The following is a 15,377-nucleotide window of genomic DNA, read 5'->3' as shown; positions in this document are numbered from 1 at the left end:
TTGACGAGACACAGCGATGAAGGTAACGATTGCGTACATCGAAGAACCCCCGTTCGGTTGGACGGAAGCAGATGGTACCGCCACGGGCGCTGACATCGATCTGGCCGACGCGGTTCTTCGGGCGATCGGCGTAACCCGGATCGAGCATCATCTGACGTCGTTTAGTGAACTCCTGCCCGGCGTTGACGCGGGCAGGTGGGATATGAACGTTCCGCTGTTCGTCACACGCGAACGCGCCAATATGGTCGCGTTCAGCGTCCCGGTATGGGGAATCGCAGACGGTTTTCTGGTTCGGACTGGAAACCCGAAAGCGCTTGACTGCTACGTGTCGCTTGCCAAACGCGCTGATGCGCGCCTTGGCATCATAGCCGGACAGGTGCAGCACGACTCAGCGAAAGCGTCTGGCGTAAGCGAGGACCAAATAGTCGTCTTCGAGCATCAGGGCGACGCTGTCGAAGCGGTTCTCTCTGGCGCCATCGATGCGTATGCGAGCACGGCCTTAGGGAATCGGATAGTCGAGAACCGGATCGGAGGCTCAATGCTCGAGGCCGTCGAGCACGAACCGGGAACGAAGGGCAAGCAGCAGAAGCCTCCGCTCGGGGCATTCTCGTTCAATAGAAGTAACGGCGATCTGATCCAGGCGGTAAACAAAGTTCTTCGTTCATATCTGGGCTCGCCAGACCATCGTGCTCGCATGGCGGAATTCGGCCTGACACACAACGAGATCGATCCCGCTCTCGCGGGTCGGGTATAAGACGGGCGTCGGCCAGGTGCTGCATCGAACCGCAAAATGCTACGATTGCCCATCGTTATATCCCTTGCGTCTCGCCCACATTCATGATCAAGCCCGCCTCTCTGCTTCTGTCGATCGCACTCGCCACGCCGCTTCCGGCTCTGGCGCTCGGCACCGATAATCCAGACTACGATCAATGCATTCTGGGTTCGCTAGGAAATAGCCAGAGTACTTTCGCGGCACGCGTGATTAACGATTCGTGTAGCGCGCTTTACAGAAATGGCGCACTGCTTCTGCCGCGGGAAAAGTCGTATCACGTGTGTGTGCTGCAGAATGTGCAAACCGTGCGAGGCGCATTTGCAGTTCAGCAGATATTGCGGGCATGCCGGCGTCAGAATCAGATGTGAGTCAGGACAGTCAGGACCTGACATCGCTGGTGCTCGACCACGCGTGGATCTGACGATCGTCACACACACTGCTCGAGCGCACATTGCCTCGCATAAGCAATACCGCCGTTCTCGCTTCGAGAGCGGCGCTTCTCAATTGCGCGCTTAGCGCTACATTCCAACGCTCATGCCGCCGCCCGCGCTTGTGCCGGTGTTCGTACCCGTGTTCGTGCCTGAGCTCGACGTCGTATTCAGATCGATTCTTCCGTAGACGCCATCGGCTTCATCATTCGGCCCCGCCGCGAAGAAGAGTGTGCTGGAAGGCTGATTGCTGAGATCGTTGCCGAACGCGATACCCCACACGCCCTGCTCGACGATCGGACTGCCGTTCGGTCCACTGATCTGTCCCATCGACTGACCGCTCGACGCGTTGAACGCATTGATCATGCCATCGCCGAAATTGCCGATCAGTATTGCGCCGCTCATCGAGCCGAAGTTCCCGGGCGCTTGCGCAATGCCCCACGGCGCGTTCAACGAACCGCCTGTCGCGAAGCGTTGCTTCAGGTTGCCCGCGGTGTCGTACACATCGACCATGCCGAGCCCCGCGCCCGGGACATCGTCGTGTTTGGCTGCGTCTTGCATCGCGTAGGTGACGAACAGATTCGAGCCGATCGCCTGAATGCCGAACGGCGCGAAGCCGGCTGGAATCGCCGGGTCCGTGAAGGCGCCGGGCATCGCGACCTTCGTGAACGAGGTATCGAAGACGTCGATCTTGTTGTTATGGAAGTCCGTCGCATAGAGGAAGTTGCCGTTGTTCATCGCGGCGAGCGCGAGACCCTTGTAGACGGCACCGCCCGTACCGTCGTCGTACATGACGAACGCATTGGTCGGCCCTACGGCGGGCGCCCACGCGGTGATGGTGCCGCCTTCGCCCGCGAAGATGAATGCAGCGACTCCAGACTTGCCGTTTTCCGTGACGCGGAAGCTTTGTGTTCCATTGAAAACGATGCCCGTGGGCGATGCGGAGCCGTTCTTGCCGTCGGGTATCGTGACGACCAGCGATTGCGGCACGCCATTGCCGTCATAGAGCGTCGCGACGTCGGTGCCGTTGTCCGCGACCCAGACGAAACCTTTGGGATTGAAGGCCACGCCCCAAGCGTTTTTCAGATTTGCGTCGGTGTGTGCAGCGGGCACCGCGCCATCGGATACGAGGGCCGTCGCTGCGAATGACGACTGGACGGGTGGGTTCGCGCTGCTCGAACTCGAGCCACCGCCGCCACCGCCGCCGCATGACATCAGAGTCGCGATGGCCGCGCCGCATGCAACGACGCCGAATATAGCGAGTAGAGACTTCATGACCGCACTCCTTGTTCTGCCCAAAGGACCTAACGGTCAATGAACGAGAACGTCGCGGGGTTTATTCCGGCGGAGAGCGGCTTATTTCGCGGCAGGTCTCGTGAGATCCAATGGCTGGATTCGCCCCCCACGACCGCCACTCCGTGCGCCGCCGATCGCTTCGCTACCTACAAAAGCACGCGGCACGCTGTTTGCGACATTCCTGTAGCGCAGGCGGCAACTGTCTGCGTCTATCTTCCAGTCCAATTAAGGAGGGGCGGATCATGAGCAAGGCAACCATCACACTAGTCGCGGCCGTCGCCGCACTCTCGCTGTCGGGCGGCGCTTATGCGCAGGCGGCCGGAGGCCAGAGCGGCAGCGGTTCGACCGGCACAGCCGGCAGCACGGCTAGTCCGTCGAACCAGATGAACGGCGCAACAACGGGCGGCTACGGCATGCCAGGCACCACCAACACGGGCAGCGGCATGGGCGCCAAGGCGCCGAACTCGGGCCTGCCGAGCAACGATAGCAGCTCGACGTCTGACACCACCGCCGCTCCCAAGAGCAACAACACGCTAGCGACCCCGAGCGTGGTGTCGCCAGCCGCTAACGGCCATTAACAGCTGGTAAAAATGACCGTGAGCCGCGAATCAGCGCAAGCACGGAGCGCTCCAATCGCAGCGAGGTAGATGTAACTGCGACCGACGCGCAGTTTCCCGGATATCAGGCACTAGCTAATGCGACCGATCTACGCGGTTTCATACGGTCGCTATTCGACACTTCTCCACCGGGAATTACGCGCCGGGTTTCCAGGCAACGCGTGAACTCCCAGGATTTACGGCTCGCATCAGAAGCCGCAGAGCAGGTAGGTCGCGCGTTGCCGGTCACTCGCATGCGGCCCACCGCCTCCCTATTGAAGCCTCATGGAGAGGCTCAAAGCCACGTGCCCCCTTGCCGCGCGCTCGGCTCTTGCGCGAGCGCATCGAAATCGTGAATCCAGTCGAGGTGATGCAGCATGCTGTCGCGCGCCCCTAGCCGCGCGTTGCGTTCCTGCGCGGCTGGGCCGTCCGGCAGATGCAGCACGTCCGCGGTGCTGATCGACGCGTACTGCACTTTGCGCGTGCGGCCTCGGCGCAGACGCTCGTAGGCTTCCTGCGCTTCTCGCCAATTGCCTGGGCCCGCCTTGGCGAGTTGCGCGGCCAGCACCACGGCATCCTCGATCGACTGGTTGGCGCCCTGGCCGTGATGCGGCACGAGCGCATGCGCGGCATCGCCGATCAGCGTTACGCGGCCCTTGCTCCAGCGGCCGAGCGGCGGACGGTGAAACAGGCCCCAGCGCTGACTGATCGGCACGGCCGTGATCATCTGCACGACGGCCGGATGCCAGTCCTTGAACAGGCGCAACTGCTCGCCTTCGGTCGACGGCATGACCCAGTCGCGCGACGGCCACGGCGACGGATGACGCTCGACCAGCAGGAAGTTCTGATCGCCCTTGTCGCCGATCGGATAATGCAGCAGATGGCCGCCCGGCCCGACCCAGAACTGGATCGTCTCCGGATCGGGCAACAGGTCCATGCGCTCGGCCGGCACGATGCCACGAAAGCCCGAGCAACCGGAATACAGCACGTCGTCGTAGCCGAGCATCCAGCGTCGCGTAATCGAGCGTGCGCCGTCGGCGCCGATCACGAGATCGGCATCGATGCGCCGACCGTTGTCGAACGCGAGACTCACGCGCTCGGGATGCTGCACGAGGTCGACCAGCCGATGGCTGAGCTCGATGTGCTCGAGACCAACCGCCTTCGACAGCACCGCCTGCAGATCGGCGCGATGAACGCCCCAGTACGAGCCGCCGAACTGCTCGCGATAGCTGGGCATGCCGCGATGATGTCCAATGACGCTGCCGCTGCGGCCATCACGATAAATGAGCCCGGGTACTTCGGCGCACACGTTTTCGAACGCGGAGCGTAGCCCCATGCGCTCGTAAAAGCGCGTCGCGTTGGCCGACAGTGCGACGGCCGCGCCCACTTCGCGCAACTCATCGGTCTGCTCGTAGAGTTGCGCATCGATGCCATGTTCGCGTAGTGCGAGCGCCAGCGTAAGGCCGCCGATGCCGGCGCCGACGATCGCGATGCTCAGATCCATCCGGTTCATGATTGTGTCTCCGATATGCGGGTTTATCGATTCGGGCCACTCTGGAACGCGCGCCCGGCGCGTCGCATGCGGATACCGTGTTGGTATTTTCAGCACTAGACGGTCATTGCTCAATAAGATGAAATAAATCTTCTTCATCACTGAAATGAATGACCTTAGGTCATGCCGAAGCCATGGAACTGAGCGATCTCGATCTCAACCTGCTGCTGCTGTTCCAGCGGCTGATGCAGGAGCGGCGCGTGGCGAGCGTCGCCGAGCAAATGAACATGAGCCAGCCGGGCGTCAGCAATGCGCTCGCGAAGCTGCGCCGCCTGCTGGGTGATCCGCTGTTCGTGCGGGCGCCGGGCGGCGTGGTGCCTACCCCGTTCGCGCTGCGTCTCGCGGAACCGGTCTCGCAGGCGCTCGCCACCTTGCACGCCGCGCTCAATCCGGTGACGGGCTTCGATCCGCTGCGCGAGATGCGAACGATGACGATCGGCATGACCGACATCGGCGAAGTCGTGTTTTTGCCCGCATTGCTGGAACGATTGTCGCGCGTCGCGCCAGGCATCGCGATGAATACGGTGCGCAATGCGAGCGTCAATCTGAGCAACGAAATGGCCGATGGCCGGGTCGACCTGGCGATCGGTCTGTTGCCGCAGTTGAAGGGGGGTTTCTATCAGCGGCGTCTGTTCGATCAGCGCTACGTCTGTCTGTTCAGACGCGCTCACCCACTCGAGGACGCGCCGCTCACGCTTTCCGCGTGGCGCGAAGCTGAGCATCTGGTGGTGGTGTCGGCCGGCACCGGCCACGGTCAAGTGGACGAGTGGCTGAAACGGCGCGGCGTGCGGCGTCAGGTGCGACTGACGGTGCCGCACTTCATGAGCGTCGGCTACATCCTGCAACGTACCGACCTGATCGCCACGGTGCCCGAGCGCCTCGCTCTGGAGTTGGCCACGCCGTTCTCGCTCAGCCTGCGCGCGCTGCCGATGACGCTGCCCGCCGCGCCGATCCATTTGTTGTGGCACGAGCGCGTCCATCAGGATGAAGGCAATCGCTGGCTGCGCGAGGTCGTGATCGACCTGTTCGCCGATACCGTGGCGCGCGGCAGGCGAGCGCGGGACGTGAGGAAGAAATAGGCCTCCGTTTGTACGCGTCGATCGGAAGCTTCGCGCTTACTCGAACGTTCCGGTTCGGACTTCGCCGTTGCGGGTGTAGCGCGTGATCAGCACGCCGCTGGGGGTGCTGGTCGCGTGTGCCAGCGTGAAGGCGGACGCTTGCGCGTCGTTGCCGAACAGGCGTTTGCCGTGCCCGAGGATGACGGGATAAATCAGGAGTTGGAGTTCATCCACGAGGCCCGCCGCCAGCAGTTGGCGCACCATGTCGCCGCTGCCGAACGTCAATAGATCGGCACCGTCCTGAAGTTTCAGTGCGCGTATCGCGTCGGCAAGGTCTCCGGTCAGCGCATGACTGTTGTGCCAATCGAGCGTATCGGATCGATGCGTGGCCACGTGCTTGCGGACCTGATTGAACTGGTCGGCCATGTCGCGGTTGCGTGAATCGGCCGGTACATATGGCCAATAAGACGCGAATATGTCGTACGTGCAACGCCCTAGCAGCAACTCGAACGGCTGCGCGAGCAGATGGTGCACACTGGCGCCGACCGCTTCGTCGGCGTAAGGGACGATCCAGCCACCCAAACGAAAATCACCACTGGCATCCTCCTCGGGCGCGCCGGGGGATTGAGCGACGCCATCCAGACTGAGGGACATGGAAACGATGTGCTTGCGCATGATGTGCTCCTGGTCGATGAACCTGATCGGTTCAATCTATACGACGAACGAGTCGCGTGCGGATCGACAATCGACGTCCGCACCGGGTGAAGCCGCGCGAGCGAGCATCGCGCGATCGGCGCACAATGACTGGACCCACGGGTGCCTGCGCCGCAGGTGTGAAGGTGCGCACCACTCGCCAGCGCATGGTCGGAAGATCGCCCGACACAGTGATGCGGACATAGCAGCCGGCGTAACGTCCGGTCGCCCGTGGCATTTCGTTCGATGGCCGATGGACAACATCACCAGAAACATGTCCGTACCTTCAGCAACAACCGGATCGCGCGATTCCGCGCGGTTATTCACCCAACCGAAAGTGCTCGTCATTGCGGCGACCGTATGCTGCCTGCTGTGGGGCAGTTCGTACCCAGGAATTAAAATCGGCTATGCGTTGCTCGGAATCACGCAAAACGATATTCCTTCAAAGCTGATCTCAGCGGGCTACCGGTTCGTGCTCGCGGGACTGTCGTTGTTGATTCTTGCTACCCTGTCGAAGAAGCCTGTTTTCGATTTGAATCGGCGCCATAGCGGACAGTTGATGCGATTGGGTTTCACGCAAACGGCCATTCAATATGCTCGGCGCTTGTGGAGTCTTCTGCTGAAATATAACCAGGTTGGCAAAGTCACCGTTTTCAATTTCCTGGTGCCCGTGTTCGGTACCGTGCTATCCGCGATATGTCTGGACGAGAACATCATGGAATTGAAGAATCTCGTCGCGCTGGTGGTCGTATGCGGGAAGATCTGGCTGGTCACGCGGCCGGCGCAACGGAGCGCTGGCTATTCGAAGGCTGGCGCGGCTTTGGGACAAGGTCTAGGCTGTCGCCAAGGCCAAGGCTGAGCTTGTGGGGGTTCCGAAGCGCCGAAGCCCCCCTCAAACACTATCCGACGCAACCGGCAACCCCTCCGTCCTCCACCGCAGCATCCCACCGGCAAGATTCGCCACCTTGCCGAACCCCGCCTTCGTCAGCAACACGCTTGCCTGCGCCGAGCGCACGCCGGACCGGCACACCGCGACCACCGGCCGCTCGCGCTCCAGTTCATCGAGCCGCCCTGTCAATTGCGACAGCGGCACCAGCTTCGCGCCCGGCAGATGACCCAAACGATCGATGAACTCGGGCGCCTCGCGCACATCGACGATCTGAAACGCGGCGCCATGCTCGAGCAGCGCCATCGGCTCGATTTCCCACACGCCGCTAAAGCGCAGCGTCAACGGTGCCCAATCCGGCGTTTCGGTCGCAACTTCGGCGCCGCTTTCCGGCTGCCCGCAACGCATGTTTGCGGGCACCGCGACAGCCATCTGCTTCGGATGCGGCAAATTCAGGTTGTTCATGTACCCGGCGAAATCGCCGACGTCGACGTCGCCGCCCAGACGCGGATTGAAGCGCCGCTCCTCAGTCACGCTCGTCACCGTGATGCCGCGATAATCGTGCGCGGGATAGAGGAGGCAGTCGTCCGGCAGTGACAGGATCTGCTCGCGCACGGACGCGAACAACTGCTGCGGACTGCCCTGCTGGAAATCGGTGCGGCCACAGCCGCGAATCAGCAGGCTGTCGCCGGTAAAGGCCATGCTCAGATCGTCGAGCACATAGGTCAGGCAGCCGTTCGTATGGCCAGGCGTTGCACGCACGGTCAGATGACGCGTGCCGAAGTCGATCCGATCGCCATGTGCGAGCGGTCGCGTGACGCCTTTCGCCTCGACGACCCCGGCAAGCCCGATCTCGCTGCCGCAACGCAAACGCATGCGCCATGCGCCGGTTACGTGATCAGCGTGCACGTGGGTATCGAGCGTCGTGAGCAGCCATAGGCCCAGCTCCCGCAGCAGCGCCTGATCGCGCGGCACCTGCTCGTAGACGGGGTCGATGAGCACCGCCTCGCCGCTATCGCCGAGTAAGTACGTGTAGGTCGACGAAGCAGGATCGAACAGCTGACGAAAAATCATCTGTATCCCTTAGGAAGGTCGGCGAGGCGGCCGCAAGCGGCCGCCGTGCCACATCTGTCAGCCCGGGTTGCTTGGTGGTGCGCAGATACGGTTTGATGGTCTTGAAACCAGGGAAAATCTGCTGCGCCTCTTCGTTGCTGACCGCGGACGTGATGATCACGTCTTCGCCCTGCTTCCAGTTGACCGGCGTCGCGACCCTGTGTTTGGCGGTCAGTTGGATCGAATCGAGCACACGCAGGATTTCATCGAAGTTGCGGCCGGTGCTCATCGGGTAGGTCAGCGTCAGCTTGATCTTCTTGTCGGGACCGATGATGAAGACCGAGCGCACGGTCGCGTTGGTCGCGGCTGTGCGGCCCTCGCTGGTATCGCCCGCGTCGGCCGGCAGCATGTTGTACAGCTTGGCGATCGCGAGGTCGGTGTCGCCGATCATCGGGTATTTGACGGCGGCGCCCTGCGTTTCCTCGATGTCCGCGGCCCATTTTTCGTGGTCTTCGACCGGATCGACCGACAACCCGATCAGCTTCGCGTTGCGCTTGGTGAACTCCGGCTCGATCTTCGCCATGTACCCCAGTTCAGTCGTGCAAACCGGCGTGAAGTCTTTCGGATGAGAGAACAGGACCGCCCATTTGTCGCCGATCCAGTCGTGGAAATCGATGGTGCCCTGCGTGGTCCGCGCGGTGAAGTTGGGCGCGGTGTCATTGATACGAAGTGACATATTGCCGTCCTGTGAAGTCGTGGTTAAGCGGAAGACCCGAGCCAGGCCTGTCTGCAACGGTCCAACACGAGCCCGGTTAATCTCGGGGATCGAAAAATCACTAACGCTCACAACGATAGATGAAGCTTTCGCGGCAAGTAGAGCATCGCCGTGCTGAAGAAGCTCGAGATCGCCGCCTGTCGGGCGAATACGAGCGTTGCCGCATCGCGCAGTGAGAGTTCAAATATAGCGCGTTACGCACAAGCCATGCTGACACCCATCGAAATCAGTCCGGCTTGGCCACTCCGGAACGGCTTGGGGGACGTTTACCGGAAAATCATGGACATTCGACGCGTCGGCGTGTGTTCGATAGCGCACAGATTTACCGGCCCTGGCGTGACCGAGTCCGAGCGCGGTTTGATGCTTTGCACGAACCCGGCGAGGCGCGTCGGAGCGTGCGGTACTGAAGCGCTTGCAACAAACGCAGCTTCCGTCCGCTCGAAAAACATCTGCTGAATGCTCGCCATGATGGCCCGGTTTGGCGGCGGGGTGTGGATATTCGCGATTGCGGCGGGTCAGTCCGCAGTGCCTGGCGAGACAGGCGAAGCCGGTTCGTCAAAGACGACTGCCAGATCGCCTTTATCGATAAACGGTCGGAACATGTCTGGCGAACGCCGCGCATTTTTCGGAGACGGGATAAGCGCCTTTTAAGGTTGCAGGGCGTACCTTCATATCCACGCACTGAATAGCGGGCACCCCGTCGATCGCTATCTGTTCGCGGTCCACCTCAGCGTGAAGAACGACTCGCTTTCAATGCAGCTAGCGTGGTCCATTCTATCCATCGAAATTTGCCTATTCACCAAGGAGCCATCTCATGAAAGTACTTATCGCTCATGCAATCCTTGCAACCACAATCGCCATTCCAGCGCTCTCGTCGGCGCAGCCCCTCACTCGCTCCGAGGTGGAAGCAAAGGTCATCCAGGCGGAACAGAACGGCACGCTCCATCAGTCGAAAGTGCACTATCCGGACGAGGGCAGCCCGCGGCAAGCACACGCGAATAACGACTACGGTTCAGGGCCGGCGGTGAATTCGCAATCCGGACATCGCCTTTCCTTCGCAACGCCCTCAGATAACGCGCTTTTCTCGCATCACTGAAGTGCTGGTGAGCGTTCGACATTCCATACAAGCGCGTTTCGATACTTCCACAGGCCTAATTTCCGGTTCTCATACGGACGTCGCTCGTCCGATCCAACGTCGATATGAAAAAGCTAGTGCGCTCGATTGAGTTCATTCTATTGACCGCTGCGTCGGTGGGCCTCGTCATGTTTGTCGTCTGGCGAGTGGCGACGGTAAAGGGGTGGATTTAGGCTCACGCGAAACGATTGTCCGTTAAAGCATCGCCCCGTGGTTGGCGTTCCGAATCGACATTGCATCAATACCTCGCGAAATGAAACCTTTCGCATGCTTCGCGAATGTGGATGATCCGCAATCAAATACTGAGGAGTTCTGCGATCACACGTCCGGGACGCATGTACTCATGTATTGATTAGCGCAGCTGCGTGGCAGCTTCCACCACCGGCTCTTCCGGGATTCCTGCGAATCGCGCCACGATATCCGATACCGCGTAATCAGTCGCAACAATGCGGTCATAATTCACCCGCACAATCCGACGCGACCAACAACCACAAGAAAGTCTCGTGATGCCTCATTTTCGCGTCCCTCTCCCGCTGCGCCTCACGGTGCTCGCAAGCGTGGTGGCACTAGCCGCGTGCGGTGGTAGCAATGATTCTTCTACGCCGACCGCCTCGAACACTTCGACGACGGCGACGGCCTCGATCCCGGCGCCCCCTGCCGACCCCGGTTTTGTCGACAACGCCGCAATCCCCGACGTGCCCGCGTTCGTCGACACGATTGCGACAAACCAGCGCGGCGATGCGCGATATGCGACGCTCGCCACGAATGCGGGCGTGCGTGTCGTCTCGCGATTCCTCGACATCTGGCAACCGTTGACCGAGATCGTCGATGCGGGCGTCTCCGCGCCCGCCAATGGTTCCTTTCCGGCTGTCGTGCAGTCCACGTGGACAGGACTACCCAATGACGGTACGCCGGGTGGGGCTGTCGTGAACAGTGCCGTCCATGCCGCGAACATTCAATTCGTGGTCACCGAGACGACCAACCGAACTCAGGCACAGGCCGACGCAGCCTACTACGACGACCGGCGCGGCAAAGGTTATAGCGTGACCGATGGCATGGGACCGCTCACCAATGCGTGGCGCGCGGGGGCACAGCAGGTAACGACCATCACGTCGATTCCGGCGGATGCGACGACCGTTCTGTACAACGACAACGGCAACAACATCGGCGTCGGCAGCAGTGGCGGCAACACCAGTTTCGGCCAAGTTGTCGACCTGCTCAACATCATGGGCAACAACGCGTCCACCGAGCCGGCCAAGCGCTTCTACAAATACGCGCGGCCATACCGCTGGAGCACGAGTGTCGTGGTGGATCCGACTCTGGTGCCTGCCGAGAGCACTACGCCTTCGACCGATGGCGGATTTATCAGCGGTCACGAGGCGGAGGCCATGCGCGACGCGATGACGATGGCCTACGTGCTGCCGGAGCGGTTCCAGGAGATGGCGAGCCGCGGCCTCGAACTTGGCGAAAACCGCATTTTCGCCGGTATGCATTCGCCGCTCGACGTCATTGCTGGTCGAATGTTTGCACTTGCGGCGACTGCCGCGAATCTTTCCGATCCGAGCAACGCCACCTTGAAGAGCGCCGCATTTAGCCAGGCGCACACGGCCCTGATGCAGTCGACGAATACCAATTCGACGAGCTTCGCTGCTTTCGCCCACTCCGGCACGGCAGCGACGGACCGCTTCGCCGACTACGCGACGAACAAAGCGGACTTCACTCGCCGTATGACGTTCGGCTTTGCTCCGATCGAATCGACCAATGCGCCTCCCGTTGTGCCGAAGGGTGCGGAGGTGTTACTGGAGACGCGCTTTCCGTATCTGAGCGCTGAGCAGCGCCGCGTGGTGCTCAAAACGACCGAGCTTCCTTCCGGCTATCCGGTCATGGACGATGCGGAAGGGTGGGGCCGCCTCAACATGTTTGCAGCCGGGGACGGATATGGTGCGTTCCATGGCAGCGTCATCGTTTCGATGGATGCGTCTCAGGGCGGATTCAACGCGTCGGATCTGTGGCGCAACGACATTGCCGGCGCAGGGAAGTTGACGCTGCAGGGTAGCGGAACATTGAAGCTCGGCGGCAACAACACCTGGTCGGGCGGCTCGCAGGTAAGTGGCGGCGTGCTCGAGGCCGATTCTCCGAATGCGTTCGGCACGGGCGACGTGTATGTGGGTGCGGGTGGCATCACCATCGCGGCGGCGTCGCCCGTGTCTATCGTCGGCAAGTACACGCAGCTCGCCGGCACGACACTCGAGCTCGACATTGACGGTAAAGGCGCCGGCCAACTGCACGTTGGTAATCAGCTGACCATCGCCGGCGGCACGCTACACGTGAAGTTCGTGAGCGGCTATGCGCCCAAGGTCAGCGACACCATCGATCTGATCGATGGCAACGGGGCGACGAAGCAGTTCACGACGATCACGGTCGACGGCCACAAGGCGACGCCGGTCTATTTGTCGACCGGCGTGTCGGTGCACATCGATTCGTAATCCGGCCATATTGGCGTGGCTATGCGATGCCCGGATAACTCGCTGTCTGTAATGCGGAGCGTCTGGCTATGCCCGTCTGTCGTTGATCGTCTAAAGCGGCGATTCCTTCGTCAAAAACCGCCTGATGGCAATGGAGACGATTTCTGGAAACTCTTCGTGAATCGCGAGCTTGCCCTTCATGACCCATTCAACCTGAACATTTGGCAATTGTCCTAACGCTTCCATTTCGACACGCGATTTCGGCGGCGTCTGATCGCCGTAGATCACGAGGATCGGAATGTTGGCTCGGCGCGCAAGATCAAGGAACGCCGCACGGTTGGCGACCCGGTCTAGCGCACCGGTCACAAAGCGTACCGAACTGTGCCGGGCTCCGGGTGCACGGGTGACGGCGAGTTTGGCCGCGAGACGATCGCCGCCAAGCCAGTCAGGATCGCTGTAAACGTGTTCTCTCGCCATCATGGTGATGACATGGCGGCTGACGTTGAGCCGGTAGAGAAGCGGGCCAGCGAGGGGGTGATCAATGGCAGAGCGCACACGGGAGAACCAGGCCCGCTGGCCACCCATCATCGTCGGCAACGGGCCGCGCCACGTCGGTGCGATGAGGACCAGGCGATCAACGGTACCTGACCGCAAGACGGCCTGGTAAAGCGCATAGGTGGCTGCATGTCCGGCCGCCACAATGGCGTGCGGTGGTGCCACGAAGTCGCTTAAAAACCAGTTAAGAAACTCCGAGAGAAGCTCCGGCGACCATTCTTCCTTTGGCCGCCCCTGATCGCCGAACCCCGGCCAATCAACCGTCGTCACGTGAAACTGAGGCGCGAGCAAGTCGAGCAGCGGGCGCATCTCCAGGCGCGTGGAAATCGTACTCAGGGCCGGCAGGAGGACGACCGAAGCGCCGCTGCCGGCCTCATCCACGTCCAGCGCGATCTCTCCACTGTCCCACTGGCAGCGTATCGTCTTCGTCATTGCCTTTCCAATTTGGCCTTCATACGAATCACGCGGTAGATATTGAGGACCAGTTTAATCAGAGGCCGGTCTCCGGCCATGTATGGATGCGTTTTTCGTGCTGATTGCTGCGCTTGCTAACGGACTGGCCAGTTTCTTTGGATCCGGCCGCCATCCGTGCGATGTTGACGCGCATCTCCAACCAATCTCGGCGACGCCTGGTCGTTCAAAACGTCATCGGCCATCGTCTCATAGCAGACCGAGAGCCGTCGTTCGGGAAACTTATCGCAGTGACAGAAACGCCGATCGCTTTACGCGCGAGCGTGCGCGCGGGGCGTGTAACGCACAAACCAGGAACTGGTTCTGCGCAACATCATTCACTCCATGGGCGCCTTGACGGGCGCGTCGCGTCGGGGAGAGACAGCGCCCTAAGTTGCCGGAGCGCAGGCCGTATCGCGACGTGTTTCGCCTGATCTTTGCTTGACAGCCTTTACCACTTCGAACTCTTTGAACTGAGGATAGCTGGATAGAGCGGGTAGGTGCCGGTATCCGGGCATTCTGAAACCAGCAACCAACCTGTCTTCGAACCGTGACCTGGAGTTATCGCACCTCGGATTCAAAGGCACAGAGCAGATGCTTTGCGGTCTACTAACAGGTTCTTTGCACCAGCCGGTCCGGACGTAAATCCAGGCGCCCACGAACCGGCCCGTTTGGGCATTGGCGCAATGCAGGGATGTCCTCAGAAGCTGCGGCGAGTCTTTGCCGGTTGCCGCCACTGTTCAAGGAAAAACTGCAAGCCGCCCAGTTGCTGTGCGATGTAGCCGCCCGTGGCCATCGATTCCGGTGCGCGCCGGTCGCCTGTAGGCGGGTACTCGGCGGAGAAGTCTGCCGTACCAAACACGATGTCCCAGATCGGGAACACGGCGCCGTAGTTGCAGGAATTCCTACCGGCCGCGCGCAGGCCGTGATGCAGCCGGTGAAAGCGCGGCGAGACGATCACCCGGTCCCCGAGCCAGCCGAACGAAAGCTTGATATTGGCGTGGCTCAGGCTTTCGATGAAGCGCATGAACAGGAACAGCAGCGGAAACTGCAGCGGCGGAATACCGATCGCGAGGCCGACGATGCCGAACCAGATTGCGGCGACCAGGTCGTCAAGCAGATGGTTGCGGTCGTCCGACCAGAAACTCATCTGTCGCTGCGCATGATGCAACGCATGCAGTGCGTACCAGCTACGGTATGAGTGCGACAGGCGGTGACGCCAGTAATCGGCACAGTCCAGAATTAGCGCGTACGCGATGAAGGTAATGACCGGATGTCCGAGAAGCGGCGGTATCAACGTCTCAAGCGTTGGCGGTATATAGCCGTGATCGACCACGAAGCCGTTCACCCACACCTGCACCTGGTAGAACAGCAGGAAACTGACGACAGGCAACACCCCGACGCGGTTGAGGATCGTATAGAACGCGTCGGTTACGACGGCTTTGCGGTCATCCCAGCGTTCGATCGGAAAGAGTGCTTCGAGCGGCCAGCAAACCGCATACGTGACGATAACCGCGAAGAGGCCATAGACGCAGATCAGCGCCCAGTCGAAGGAAAGCTCTTCCCATTGCATCCAGCCGAAGTGATAAAGCAACGGCAGAACGAGATACTGGTCGATTTCACCGGCCAGCATATTGAAGAACCTGTCGAGAAATATCAGCAT

Annotated in this window: 13 protein-coding genes and 1 pseudogene; 7 read left to right on the top strand and 7 right to left on the bottom strand. The window is 60.9% G+C overall.

The features are described from left to right. Positions 1-16 precede the first annotated feature (16 nt). Both OKW44_RS13580 and OKW44_RS13575 read left to right on the top strand, forming a co-directional pair. Positions 17-754 (top strand): transporter substrate-binding domain-containing protein, encoded by a 738-nt coding sequence (locus OKW44_RS13580; protein WP_018423857.1) that lies wholly within the window; start codon positions 17-19, stop codon positions 752-754. An 83-nt stretch (positions 755-837) separates the two neighbouring features. Continuing rightward, the gene (locus OKW44_RS13575) at positions 838-1,140 is read left to right on the top strand and encodes a VF_A0006 family four-cysteine protein (protein WP_018423858.1); all 303 of its coding nucleotides are present in this window, start codon (positions 838-840) and stop codon (positions 1,138-1,140) included. A 150-nt stretch (positions 1,141-1,290) separates the two neighbouring features. Here OKW44_RS13575 and OKW44_RS13570 read toward each other — a convergent pair whose 3' ends face one another. Then, positions 1,291-2,475: a TIGR03118 family protein gene (locus OKW44_RS13570; protein ID WP_018423859.1), complete on the bottom strand. Its 1,185-nt coding sequence runs from the start codon at positions 2,473-2,475 to the stop codon at positions 1,291-1,293. A gap of 263 nt (positions 2,476-2,738) precedes the next feature. Here OKW44_RS13570 and OKW44_RS13565 point away from each other — a divergent pair, with 263 nt between their 5' ends. Next, complete coding sequence (locus OKW44_RS13565; RefSeq protein WP_018423860.1) at positions 2,739-3,074, top strand: hypothetical protein; 336 nt, start codon at positions 2,739-2,741, stop codon at positions 3,072-3,074. 313 nt (positions 3,075-3,387) lie between these two features. On the opposite strand, the gene OKW44_RS13560 is transcribed toward OKW44_RS13565, so the two are convergent. Next, positions 3,388-4,605, bottom strand: a complete 1,218-nt coding sequence (locus OKW44_RS13560; protein ID WP_026226417.1) for an FAD-dependent monooxygenase — start codon at positions 4,603-4,605, stop codon at positions 3,388-3,390. 173 nt (positions 4,606-4,778) lie between these two features. Between OKW44_RS13560 and OKW44_RS13555 the strand changes: the two genes are divergently transcribed. Further along, positions 4,779-5,723: a LysR family transcriptional regulator gene (locus tag OKW44_RS13555; RefSeq protein ID WP_018423862.1), complete on the top strand. Its 945-nt coding sequence runs from the start codon at positions 4,779-4,781 to the stop codon at positions 5,721-5,723. 36 nt (positions 5,724-5,759) lie between these two features. On the opposite strand, the gene OKW44_RS13550 is transcribed toward OKW44_RS13555, so the two are convergent. Beyond that, positions 5,760-6,377, bottom strand: a complete 618-nt coding sequence (locus OKW44_RS13550) for a dihydrofolate reductase family protein (protein ID WP_018423863.1) — start codon at positions 6,375-6,377, stop codon at positions 5,760-5,762. A gap of 292 nt (positions 6,378-6,669) precedes the next feature. Here OKW44_RS13550 and OKW44_RS13545 point away from each other — a divergent pair, with 292 nt between their 5' ends. Then, a complete protein-coding gene (locus OKW44_RS13545) occupies positions 6,670-7,254 on the top strand; it encodes a DMT family transporter (RefSeq protein WP_026226418.1) in 585 nt (194 codons plus the stop codon). A gap of 33 nt (positions 7,255-7,287) precedes the next feature. Here OKW44_RS13545 and OKW44_RS13540 read toward each other — a convergent pair whose 3' ends face one another. After that, positions 7,288-8,355 carry a rhodanese-like domain-containing protein gene (locus OKW44_RS13540; protein WP_018423865.1) on the bottom strand — a complete coding sequence of 356 codons (1,068 nt, stop codon included), beginning with the start codon at positions 8,353-8,355 and terminating at the stop codon, positions 7,288-7,290. Between the two features lie 61 nt (positions 8,356-8,416). After that, positions 8,417-9,070: pseudogene (locus tag OKW44_RS13535) on the bottom strand (peroxiredoxin); the annotation flags it as partial. A gap of 853 nt (positions 9,071-9,923) precedes the next feature. Between OKW44_RS13535 and OKW44_RS13530 the strand changes: the two are divergent. Next, positions 9,924-10,205 (top strand): DUF4148 domain-containing protein, encoded by a 282-nt coding sequence (locus OKW44_RS13530; RefSeq protein ID WP_018423868.1) that lies wholly within the window; start codon positions 9,924-9,926, stop codon positions 10,203-10,205. Between the two features lie 545 nt (positions 10,206-10,750). Continuing rightward, a complete protein-coding gene (locus OKW44_RS13525) occupies positions 10,751-12,730 on the top strand; it encodes an acid phosphatase (RefSeq protein ID WP_018423870.1) in 1,980 nt (659 codons plus the stop codon). 90 nt (positions 12,731-12,820) lie between these two features. On the opposite strand, the gene OKW44_RS13520 is transcribed toward OKW44_RS13525, so the two are convergent. Both OKW44_RS13520 and OKW44_RS13515 read right to left on the bottom strand, forming a co-directional pair. Beyond that, a complete protein-coding gene (locus OKW44_RS13520; RefSeq protein WP_018423871.1) occupies positions 12,821-13,696 on the bottom strand; it encodes an alpha/beta fold hydrolase in 876 nt (291 codons plus the stop codon). 718 nt (positions 13,697-14,414) lie between these two features. Continuing rightward, entirely contained in the window at positions 14,415-15,377 is a 963-nt protein-coding gene (locus OKW44_RS13515) for a sterol desaturase family protein (RefSeq protein WP_018423872.1), read from the bottom strand.

The sequence above is a fragment of the Paraburkholderia lebeckiae genome, assembly GCF_050436325.1.
Lineage (GTDB): Bacteria > Pseudomonadota > Gammaproteobacteria > Burkholderiales > Burkholderiaceae > Paraburkholderia > Paraburkholderia tuberum.
The sequence above is the reverse complement of the archived record's forward strand: the minus strand, read 5'-3'. Positions and strand labels throughout refer to the sequence as shown.